Annotated in this window: 8 protein-coding genes; 2 read left to right on the top strand and 6 right to left on the bottom strand. The window is 68.6% G+C overall.

What is annotated here, in order from left to right; translation table 11 throughout:
- Positions 1-276: 276 nt before the first annotated feature.
- The 6 genes from VNN10_15460 to VNN10_15435 form a co-directional block, all read right to left on the bottom strand.
- The gene (locus VNN10_15460; GenBank protein HXH23416.1) at positions 277-714 is read right to left on the bottom strand and encodes a phosphotransferase; all 438 of its coding nucleotides are present in this window, start codon (positions 712-714) and stop codon (positions 277-279) included.
- 119 nt (positions 715-833) lie between these two features.
- Complete coding sequence (locus VNN10_15455) at positions 834-1,271, bottom strand: phosphotransferase (protein HXH23415.1); 438 nt, start codon at positions 1,269-1,271, stop codon at positions 834-836.
- Positions 1,258-2,370, bottom strand: a complete 1,113-nt coding sequence (locus VNN10_15450; protein ID HXH23414.1) for a GNAT family N-acetyltransferase — start codon at positions 2,368-2,370, stop codon at positions 1,258-1,260. Before VNN10_15450 ends, VNN10_15455 begins: the two co-directional genes overlap by 14 nt.
- Positions 2,367-3,962, bottom strand: coding sequence for a hypothetical protein (locus VNN10_15445; GenBank protein HXH23413.1), 1,596 nt, complete (start codon positions 3,960-3,962; stop codon positions 2,367-2,369). The genes VNN10_15450 and VNN10_15445 overlap by 4 nt, the downstream gene beginning before the upstream one ends.
- Before the next feature lie 162 nt (positions 3,963-4,124).
- Positions 4,125-5,390 (bottom strand): crotonyl-CoA carboxylase/reductase, encoded by a 1,266-nt coding sequence (gene ccrA / locus VNN10_15440; GenBank protein ID HXH23412.1) that lies wholly within the window; start codon positions 5,388-5,390, stop codon positions 4,125-4,127.
- Between the two features lie 157 nt (positions 5,391-5,547).
- A complete protein-coding gene (locus VNN10_15435) occupies positions 5,548-8,082 on the bottom strand; it encodes an O-antigen ligase family protein (GenBank protein ID HXH23411.1) in 2,535 nt (844 codons plus the stop codon).
- Between the two features lie 309 nt (positions 8,083-8,391).
- Here VNN10_15435 and VNN10_15430 point away from each other — a divergent pair, with 309 nt between their 5' ends.
- Both VNN10_15430 and VNN10_15425 read left to right on the top strand, forming a co-directional pair.
- Positions 8,392-9,213: a hypothetical protein gene (locus VNN10_15430; protein ID HXH23410.1), complete on the top strand. Its 822-nt coding sequence runs from the start codon at positions 8,392-8,394 to the stop codon at positions 9,211-9,213.
- Positions 9,214-9,231: 18 nt separating this feature from the next.
- Positions 9,232-10,452 (top strand): sensor domain-containing diguanylate cyclase, encoded by a 1,221-nt coding sequence (locus tag VNN10_15425; protein HXH23409.1) that lies wholly within the window; start codon positions 9,232-9,234, stop codon positions 10,450-10,452.
- The last annotated feature ends 114 nt before the right edge of the window (positions 10,453-10,566 follow it).

The raw sequence follows: 10,566 nt of genomic DNA, 5'->3' as shown, positions 1-10,566 counted from the left end.
GCTGCTCAGACGCTGTTGGTTGGGACAAGAGTCATGCTTGCATGCTGCAAGCTTGCTCGCCAATGCCTGGAGCACGCTGAATACGTTTCCAGAAGCGAAGTGATAGACCGCGGATAGATGCGTTCGGTCAGCGCCAGTCACGCGCCCAGGCGATGCGGTCATCGACGAGGCGGGACATTCCCTGCTGCACCGCCTCGAAGCCGTGCTTGCGCCTCGCGGCGTGGTGGGGCAGCGCAAGGTGCGTGTGCGCGTTCCGCAGGTTCTGGGGGGTTGCCCTCAGGCGCGCGCCGCCTTCGCGAAGCGAATCAGCTCCTGTCGCATGCGCTCCCGGTTGCCCTCCCACCAGCCCGACGGCTCGCGGATGAACACATCCCAGCGCTCCTGGTACGACCCCGGCTGCTCGTAGCGCGCGTCCACGGGCCAGAAGCGCTGCAAGATGGTGTAGGACCAGACGTCGACGAGCGTGGCCGCGTCCTCCGGCGAGGGCCTGGCCGCGTTGACGTAGCCGCGCAGAAAGTCGAGACCTCCCGGGGCGCCCTCGGGGAAACTGAAGTTGAAGGCCCTCATCACTTCGTAGGCCCGGCTCGCCTGGTTGAGCGCATCCCAGTCGAGAATCGCGGCGACTCCGTCATTGTCGTCGAAGATGACGTTGCCGTCCTGGTAGTCGCCGTGGATGCACTGCTGCCGGCCGAGCTCCGGCGGGGGCCCGCCCAGGCCTCCAGGCCGCTGCGGCGATGCTCGAGCAGCGCCACCGCCCGCCGGTCGACGGGCCCCCCGCTCCCGGCAAGTCGCAGCAGGTCCTGGACTCGCCGCAGGGCCGCCTCGCGGGTCAGCTAGGAGCGCTGCTCCGCTACCTGGATCTCCGAAAGAGCTTCGAACAACCGGTGGAGCTCGGCGCCCATCGCCTCGGCGCAGGCTGCAGGCATGCGCCCGCGCGGGAACTGGCGCCCCTCGACGAAATCGCTGAGGACGAAGGCCCCGGCGCCGGTTTCGACGAAGAGGTCTCCCTCCAGGTCCGGGACGATCGCCGGCGCGGGCACTCCGGCCTGGTGCACCGCCGCCTGCGTCTCACACACGAAGCGCAGGCGCTCCGGCCGCGACTCCCTGAGCCAGGGCCGGTACCACTTGAGGGCGAACGCCCCCTCGGGCGCGTCGACCCTGAAGCTCAGGTTGACCATGCCCCCCGGGAGCGGCGAAATGCGCGCGCTCGCGATGCCGTATAGCGCCAGGACCTCCCGGAGGTCGATGTCCGGTGCGTCAGCGCCAGTCACGCGCCCAGGCAATGCGCTCGTCCACCAGCCGCGCCATGCCCTGCTGCACCGCCTCGAAGCCGTGCTTGCGCCAGAACGGGCCGCCGGTCGGGTTCGCGGCGTGGTAGTGCAGCGCCACGTGTGTGTGGCCGCGCTCCGCCGCCCAGCGCAGGGCGCGGGCGAGCAGCACCTCGCCGGCGCCGGAGGAGCGCGCCTCCTCGCTCACTATGCCCTGGTACAGGTACACGAGGCCCGGGAACAGCAGCGACGCCGCCATGTACGAAGGCGCCATCATCGAAACCATCCCGACGGCGCGGCCTTCGCGGTAGGCGAGGAAGATCGCGGCCTCGGGGTTGTCGTAAAGCGTCTCCTGCATGCGCCGGGCGCCGGCTTCGGTCTCGGCGTCGACGGGCATGAACATCGGCGGCGTCGCGTGATAGTAGTCGAGCTCCATCTCCAGGCGATGCACGTCTTCTTCGTCCGCCCGCGAGGCCTCGCGCACCTCGAGGCCGGCGGCTTCGGCGGCGGGCGGCGGGTCGCCGGCCGGCCGGAAGGCGGCGACGAACTTGTGCCCGAAACCGAGGTCGACCATGGCGTCACGGGCCGCCCTGTCGGAAGCGAAGACCTGGATGCCGTGTGAGAAGAAGCCGCGGCGCACCCACTCGGCGCCCAGTTCCGCATACATGACGGTGTAGAGCCGGCGGGCGTCGGCGCCGGCCGCCACAGCGTGCCCTTCGAAGGGCACGAAGCCGGCGCGCGGGTCGCCGTAGCGCGCGCCCATCGAGCGCTGGTCGGTCAGGTCGCGGCGGCCCAGCATGAAGCCCAGCGTGCGCCCGCCATCCGTGGCCACCACACCGCTCGCACCCTCGAGCGCCGCAGTAAGGGTCTCCTGCCAGCGCTCCGGCTGGTCCCATTCGGCCGGGAGGAAGGAGTGTGTCTTGCGCGCGGCCAGGTGGCGCGCCGCCAGCAGCTCTGCCGCTTCGGGTATGTCTGACTTCGTGAAGGTGTGGATGTTCAGGCCCGTTGCTCCCTCAGGTGCTGTGCGCAGCCCTGACCGGCAGTATAGACCCTCGGCGAGGACGTCCCACCTGGCAGCAGCGCTGGCCCCGCGGCGGTTCACCTGCCGGGCGGCGGGTCCAGGATCAGGTCAGAGAAGACGTCGAAGACCTTTCTGGAGCCGGCCAGCTTCGCCGGCTCGGAGAGCAGCGAACAGTCCCCGGCCTCCGCGCGCTCCCACCAACCCGGCACCAGCGCGATGTCGCCCCTTGAGGCCAGGTAGGAGACGGGAATGTAGCGGTAGGGATGGCCCGGCCGCGGCGGCGAGATCACGAGCGCGCTTCTGGATAGCCTCGAGATGTACTCGTCCGTGAGGCCAATGGTGTCGATGAGGGAGACCTCGGGGCCGGTGAGGTAGCCCAGCGTGCCTGGCGTGCCCCAGTGGATCGCGAACGGGCCGCACTGCGCGGCGAAGCCCTTCAGGGTCGCAGCGATCGCCGTGACATCGATTTCGGCCAGCGTCAGGCGGCCTGTGCGCCGATAGTCCCAGATGTCGAAACCATCGTAGAACAGCCTCTCGTTGACAATGCCGTTCGCGCCGACGTCCCGGTCCTGGGCGGGCGCCAGGGCCTGCCAGGCTCCGCAGGCGATGGCGATGCCGAAGATCGCGACGCCCAGGCCCAGCGGCCTCGAGAGGAGCGGCCAGCGCCTGAGGCGCGGCGCCAGGGCGAAGGCCCCGAGCAGGGCTGCGACCACGAAGCTCGGCAACAGGAAGCGGCCGCGCATGAAGTCGCCGCCGATGAGGACGACATAGGCGACGTAGAGCGCGGCGCCAAGCGCGAGCAGCCGCGGATAGCTGCCCCGCGCGAGGGCCGCCCCCACCACGCCGAGGAAAGCCGCGGCCATTACGGGCGCCGGTTCGTAGCGGGCCCAGTCCGCCAGGTAGCGCAGCCCCTGGTCGATGGCAGAGCCAAGGTCTGGGTAGATACCCAGCTTCGCCGAGGCCGTGTTTGGATAAGGGGCGCCGTAGTAGGCCCAGGCGAAGGCCAGCCAGGCGAACAGTGGCGCGCAGGCCGCGACCGAGAGGGCAAGCTCACGCGGGTCGCGCCGGCGCTCCCAGGCCGCAGCGAGGGCGAGCGGGGCCACCAGGAGCGCGAAGTCCGGCCTGGTAAGGACCAGCAGCGAGCACAGGGCGGCGAGCGGCGGCAGCGCCGGCCTCCGGCCTGACGCCACCATGGCCACGAGCAACGCCAGGAGAAGGTGCGAGAGCGAATTCTCCAGCCCCGACGTCTGAAAAGAGACCCAGGCCTCACTGGAGGCGAAGAGCCCGCCCAGCAATGCTGTCAGGAGAAGCCCGGCCCTCCAGTCGCCAGCGAGGCGGGTCAAGGCGTGCGCGAGGACTGCGAATGTGGCCAGGGTGAACCCGGCCCCGAGGACGACAGAAAGGTAGACGGCGTCGTCGTAGATGAGCGAGGCCAGGGAGAGCACCAGGAGCCAGAGGGGGTGGGTGTAGCCCTGGACGCGCTCGCCGACGTTGAACACCGGCCCGTAGCCGTCGACCAGGTTCCGCGCGTAGCGGAACGTGATCATCGCGTCGTCGGACACCCAGCCTTCCGCGACCACGCGAGCGACGACGGCTGCTCCGATGGCCCCAAAGGCGAGCACGGGCGTTGCCCGCGCGCCGGGATGGCGGGCCTGGGCGCCCACCTTCGGCAAAGGCGCCGCCTCAGGCGCGGGTCCGGCGGCTATCGCCACTTCGAGCTGGCCTCCGCGAGTGCGATTTGACCACAGACTAGACGGCGCCGCGGCGAAAATGAGGGCCGGGGCGCCACAAGGGGACGCCCCGGCGCCGCTGGCTGCCCGTTGATCCGTGACGGCCTACGGCACTTCCTTCATGCCCGGCCGCGGCGCACCGACGAGGATCGCCATGTTGCCGTCCGGATGCCGGTTTTCGTGCAGCAGCTGATGGCAAAGGCCGACTTCGTCGAAGGAGAAGACCTGGCCCAGGCAGGGGTCGATCTTGCCCTCCATGACGAGGTTGTTGAAGCCGGCCGCATCCTCGTCATTGGCAAAGTGAGAGCCCTGGAGCCGCTTCTGCCGCATCCAGAGGTAGCGCAGGTCGACGTCGGCGTTGTAGCCGGTGGTGCCGGCGCAGATGACGACCATGCCGCCCGTGTCACAGACGAACATCGAGGTCGGAATGGTGTCCTGGCCCGGGTGCTCGAAGACGATGCGCGGGTTCCGCCGCTCGCCGAGGATATCCCAGATCGCCTTGCCGAAGGCGCGGAAGCCCAGGGTGGCCTTCTGTATCGCGGCATCGTCCGTCCAGTCGGGCAAGCGGCCCCAGTGGTCGAACTGCTTGCGGTTGATGTAGCCCTTGGCCCCGAGGCTCATGCAGAAGTTGCCGCGCTCCTCGCTCGACACGACGGCGATGGGGATACCGCCGAAGGCCTTCACGATCTGGATCGCCTGTGAGCCCAGGCCGCCAGAGCCGCCCCAGACGAGGACGACATCTCCCTCGCGCACGTTGTGCGGCGTCCAGTTCGTGAGCATCCGGTAAGCGGTCGCGCCGACGAGCATGTAGGCGGCGGCGGCTTCCCAGGTCAGATGGGGCGGCTTGGGGAGGCACTGGTGGGCCTGGACCTTGGTGAACTGCGCGAACGAACCCCAATTGCTCTCGTAGCCCCAGATCCGGAAGGTGGGGCTGAACATGGGGTCGTTACCCGCCTTGACGTAGGGGTCGTTCTCGTCCCACATGCCGCAGTGCACGACGACCTCGTCGCCGACCTTGACGTTGGTGACCTGGCTGCCGACGGCGTACACGATGCCGGAGGCGTCGGAACCGCCGATGTGGTAGCCCTCGTCGTCACCCGCCTCGTTCATCTGCTTGTGCAGGCGCACTATGTCGACCGGGATGCCGAGGCCAGCCCAGACGTTGTTGTAGTTGATGCCTGCCGCCATGACATAGACCAGGACTTCGTTCGGCTCGATCGACGGCACATCGACGATCTCGTGGGCGAAGGCCTGGGTAGGCGGTCCGTAACGGCTCTGGCGGATTACCTGAGCATGCATCTTCTCCGGGATGAACCCCAGGGGTGGTGTCTCGCCGAGGTCATAGAGGGACTTCTTCGTGGTGGCTGTCACTCGCGGAACTCCTCCAGAATACGGCGGGGTACTGCCCTGCAGCATATCCACAGGCGCTGTAAGCGTCCATTACGCCAGGGACGCCTGGAAGCATAAGGGACGCGGGGCAGACCGCGGGCTCTGCCCGATGGTGGCCGCCTCATCGCCAGTCGGTATTCTAGCGCCTGCCGGCCGCCCGCAGAGCCGCCTCGATGCGCTCCGCGCGCGGGGAGCTCAGGGCCAGCCAGCCATCGGGGCCGCTGGGTATCAGGATGGCGACAGGCGACTCACGGAAGTAGCGAGGCCGGTAGTAGAGGATGCCGAGGAGGTACTGCTGGCGGCCGCCTTCGTAGACGAAGGGGGCGGCAGTGGCAAGCATTGAGTCCAGGCGGTCCAGCACCTCTTCCGGCACTTCCCGGTCCGGGCTGAGCTGACTCGACTGGTAGTACATGTGCAGGAGCACGGCGGCATCGGGATCGCCCAGGTAGAGCCCGAGGGCCAGTTCCCTGCGCGCTTGCGCCGCGGTATCAGGCGCCAGCAAGGCGAAGCCGAGCGCCGTGCGCGCGTAGGCATTGTCCGGCTCCTGTGCGACGGCGCGTCGGGCGTGGGCCAGGGCCTCTTCCCGCGCGCCAGTGCTCTGGAGGGCAATAGCCAGGTCCGAGCGGGCACGTGCATCTGAGGGCCATCTTTCCACCAGACGCCGGCAGGCGCTCGTGAGCGCGGCGAGGTCGTCTTGCGGGTATGCGTAGTAGAGGGCGACGACGCGGGCTTTCCGGCAGTCCGTTAGGAACGTCCGCGCGATGACCTCAGACCGGACCTCGCGGCGGAAAGGCGTCGTGTCCCAGAAGCGCGATTCAATGAGCGACGCATCGTGGGTCACGGCGCGGGCGTAGGCGTCGATCGCCTCCTCCCGGCGGCCGGCCCACTCGAAGATCGTGCCTGCGGCTCCGGCAATCGTGCCGTCGCCGGGGGCGCGAAAGACCGCGAGGGCGGCGTGCTCGACTGCCCTCTCCCTCTCGTTCCTCGCCTGGAGGGCCAGGGCGAGGTTGATGTGGGCGATGCCGCCGCGGGGCTCGAGCTCGAGGCTGCGCTCCAGGGAAGCGATGCCGCCATCCAGCAACGCGGGCAGGGGATCACCGCGGTTGTTGTGGACGAAGTAAGCAATGGTCTGGACAACGCCGGCGTGGAGGTGGTAGGCGGCGTAGTCGGGGTCTCTCTCCGTGGCCCAGAGCGCCTCCCGGGCCGCCCGGTCGAAGTCCCCTCTTGCCAGGTCGGCAAGGCTGTCGTCGTACGCGGCGTGGCCGCGGTCCGTCCAGAGCCACCCGGCCAACGCCAGGGGCACAAAAGCCAGCATTGCCAGCCTGGGGATGTTCGAGGTCGAAGCAACGCGCGGCGACACTCCCGGACGATCGAGCTTCGACGCCAGCGCGCTGACAGCGGCGAGCAGAAGCAGTGCCGTCTTCGACTGGTTGGGCATGTCGAAGACGCCATGCACGGCAAGGGCCGCGAGGGCGGACATGCAAGCCGCGGCCATCGCTCGGCTTCCTGCCGGCGCCTGCCGGAAAACGCGCACCAGGCTCAGGACCAGCACAAGCGCGGCAATCCCCACTGCGGCCGCGCCAAGGAGCCCCGCGTCCACGACGACGGCGAGGTAGCCGTTGTGGGGATGAAAGTTCTCGATGGGGTAGTCGCCGCTGTAGACGTTGTACAGAAGGCTGTAGGAGTTCGGTCCGGCGCCCGTGAAGGGCTCGTCGCGCGCGATCTCCAGGCCGACCTCGAAGGCGTCGTAGCGAGGCGAGAGGGAGGACCGGAAGAGCCATTGGGGGCGAGACTCCCAGCGCGAGGCGACGAGGACGGCGGCGACAGCAACGGCCAGCATCGATAGCGCCGCGCCAGCAAGGATCAACCGCGAAGGCGGCCTGGGGAGGCGCAGCCCGCTGGCGCGGCCATGCAGCCGATACAACACAGCGAACAGGGGCAAGGCGATGGCCGCGCTTACCCAGGCGCCGCGGGACAGCGTCAGGAAGAGGGCGAGCAGCATGACACCCGCCCCGGCCCGGGCGACAAGCCTTTCGGTCCGGTCGCCCTGCAAGGCCAGGAGCAGGACGAAGGGCAGCGTGATATTGAAGGCGAGGGCGATCATGTTCACGTGGTCGCCCACACCTTCGACGCGCGGTACGGCCGGAGGCACGATGTCGCGCAGACTGACGCCGCCGGCAACCGCGGACAGGAGGGAGAGGCGGGAGGCGTATTCCTCGCCGGCGTCCCAGAGCGCGAGTACGGCGCCGGCAAGCCCGACGGCCGCAAGGCCACGGACCATCGCCCGGGGAGTCACCTCCTCGAGGTCGGAGAGCATGTAGAAAGTGAAAACCGCTAGCGCCGGGACAACGGCAGCCTCGAGACTGAAGCGGGGGTAGATCGAGAGCGCGATGGCGACCCCGTAGGCTGCAATCACCCCGAGCAGCGGCCAGTCAAGCCGCGTCGGCCCCGGTAGCCGGCGGTGCCAGGCCAGGTGCGCAAGATAAGCAAGCGCCGCGGCGCCGAAGAGGACCTGCATGCGCCGCGTGGCGTCGAAGACGTCGAGCTCGTTGTAGCTCAGGGGGAGGAGGACAAGGTAGGCCAGCCAGACGAAAAGCGCGGCCGAGAGCAGGGGCGCCAGGCGGGAACGAGAGAGGCGTAGCAGGGGCGTTTCCCTAGGGTGCGGCCGTCCCACACGGCCCGCCGAATTCTAGCATGGCGCAACCTTTTCTCCGCCGCGCCGGGCTCTCAGGTTTGCCCTGAGACCGCCGACAATCTTACGTAGAAGACCAGCAGGAGCTACTCCCCAACGATGCAAGACCTTCGTGCGCCCGCAGACGGAGCTGCTGAAGCCGCGGTTGCGCATGTGCGCGACTCGATCTCGCAGCTTCGTGCAGCCCTCGATCGGCTCGAAGAGGCGCTGGCAGGCCTCCTGCCGGCGGCACTCGCTGGACCCGGAGCCGCGGCGGCGGACGAGGGCCCTGGGACGCCTCAGCCAGAGGCAATGACGGCGCAAGAGAGCGCTGGCGCCGCAACCACGTTCGACGAAGCCTGGCGTCCAACGCCAGAGCCGGCTTCGGGGTGGACTGCCGCTCCCGCGTCGTTGGGCGGCGCCTGGGGACAGTGGTCAGCATCGCCGTCTCTGCGCGAAGGCGGGTGGCCAACGGAGCCAGCGCAACCTGAGGCGAGGCCGCCGGCGCCCGCAGAGGACGAGGACGTGCGGGAACAGGTGCGCCGGGCGGTCGAACAGCTCAAGGCTGAGCTGGGAGCGGGCGCCGTCCTATCGGAACCTGACGTTCCTGACGATGAGGTCGCGTCGATCGAACCGGCCGAGCCATCTGTCGCTCCGGCCATGGCGCAAGGAGAGGAAGCCGAGGTCGAGAAGGCCACTCCTCCGCTGGACGAGGACGATGTCCGGGAGAAGGTGCGCATGGCAGTGATGGAAGCGCGCGCCGAGCTCGAAGGTCCGGACTCGGCGGAGACGCCGTCTGCCATGCCGCGCCCGGAGATGCGCATCCCTCACTACGAGGCGCTCCTGGACAAGTCGTTCCTGTCGCCGGCCTGCATGATCATCGAGGACAGGGAGGGTCGCGTGGAACTCGTGCGGGTGTATCGCACGCTCGCCCGGCTGGAGCGCGCCGCTACCGCGAACCTGGCGAACTACTCCTCGCACTCCGTGACCGTGCAGATGGAGGAGCGCGACCTGCCACCAGCGGAGGACATCGAAGACGCGATCTCCTATGCATTCGAGCGAGGTTGCCAGGTTGAGATCGACGGAAACAGAGCAGTCGTGCGTCTGTCGGGCTCCGATACCAGGGCGGCCTGATACGGCAGGAGAGGATTCATGAGGCTGATGTCGCGGTTCGGCGGCAACAAGAAGAAGCCCGAGGGCCTGGACCCAGAGGCGCTTCGCCGCGCCGCGCGCCCGGAGCCCCGCCGCCGCCTGAGCGCGGAAGAAGTCTACGTGCGCGCCGAGAGGCTCAACGAGCTCGCCGTACTCAGCCTCTTCCTGCACAGCGCTGGGACCATGGAGGAAATGCTGGCGCTGTTTCTGGAGCGCTCGCCGAGGGTGACCGGCGCGGTGGTGACCTACCCGCTTCTCCTGGACCGCAGGCGCGACATCCTCCACGCCTCGCCCCTGGCAAACGTGGAGGACCATGGCATCGAGCAGGCGTGTCTCGCCGCCAACTACAACCTGGCCGACGCCGAATTCCCGCTGCCGCTGCGCAGTTGGCGCCGAAACGTCATGGAAGGCGGCGAGGTCGTAGTCGAGGACGACCTGCGCAACGTCTTCGACGAGGGCCTGGACCGCGAGGCCATCGACGCGATCAAGAAGGAGCTGCAGATCACGCGTGTCGCCAGCGTCCCGCTGGTCATGGAAGGCGAGACCTTCGGACTCTGCGTGTTCATGTTCTCGGGCTCCGAGCCCGACATCGAGATCCTGGAGCTCGTGGCCGGACACTGCACGCTTGCCCTGAAAGACCTGATGGCCGGAGAGGAGACGACGCGCTTCGGCGGTATCGACCCCGTCACATGGGCGTTTACCCGGCGCCACTTCCTGGAAGCCCTAGAGCAGGAGGTGCTGAGAGCCCGGCGCTACGGTCGCGGGCTATCGGTCATCCTGTTCGACATCGACGACTTCGGCGAGTTCAACGCCAACTTTGGGCACACGCTCGGCGACCGCGTCCTGCGCGCCGTCGCGATGACCCTGGCGGCGACTGTTGCGCCGCCGGAGATGGTGGCCCGCTACGGCGGCGATGAGTTCGCCGTCCTACTGCCGGAGACGAACCGCGCCGTAGCAGTGGAACTCACATCGTCGATCATGAAGAAGCTCTCGGCGCTCTCCGTGTTCGATGACGCCTCTGGCGAAAAGCAGGTGATTTCGGCTTCGGCCGCGATCGTCTCCTATCCCGAAGACGGGGGGACACGGGACGAGTTGCTTGCATCCGCGGAGCTGGGCATCGAGCAGGCCAAGGAGGAGCGCCGCGAACGCATGGCGCCCGAGCGCGAGCTTTCGCCGGTGCAAAGGTTGCGGCTGGCCAACAAGCGCGCGAACGTCGCCTGACGGCCTGCGGCCATCGCCTTAGACCTGGACCTGCTTGCGCCCCCAGCGCCAGCGCCGACCGGAACGAGCCGGCGGTGTTACGGATTCATATAGATCGACCTGGACCGGCGCGAA

Source organism: Dehalococcoidia bacterium (genome assembly GCA_035574915.1).
Classification (GTDB): domain Bacteria; phylum Chloroflexota; class Dehalococcoidia; order DSTF01; family WHTK01; genus DATLYJ01.
The sequence above is the reverse complement of the archived record's forward strand: the minus strand, read 5'-3'. Positions and strand labels throughout refer to the sequence as shown.

Bases quoted from the DNA above. Each gene is read 5' to 3' on its own strand.
- VNN10_15430 (HXH23410.1), top strand. From the start codon at position 8,392: ATGACGGCGCAAGAGAGCGCTGGCGCCGCAACCACGTTCGACGAAGCC.
- VNN10_15425 (HXH23409.1), top strand. From the start codon at position 9,232: ATGAGGCTGATGTCGCGGTTCGGCGGCAACAAGAAGAAGCCCGAGGGC.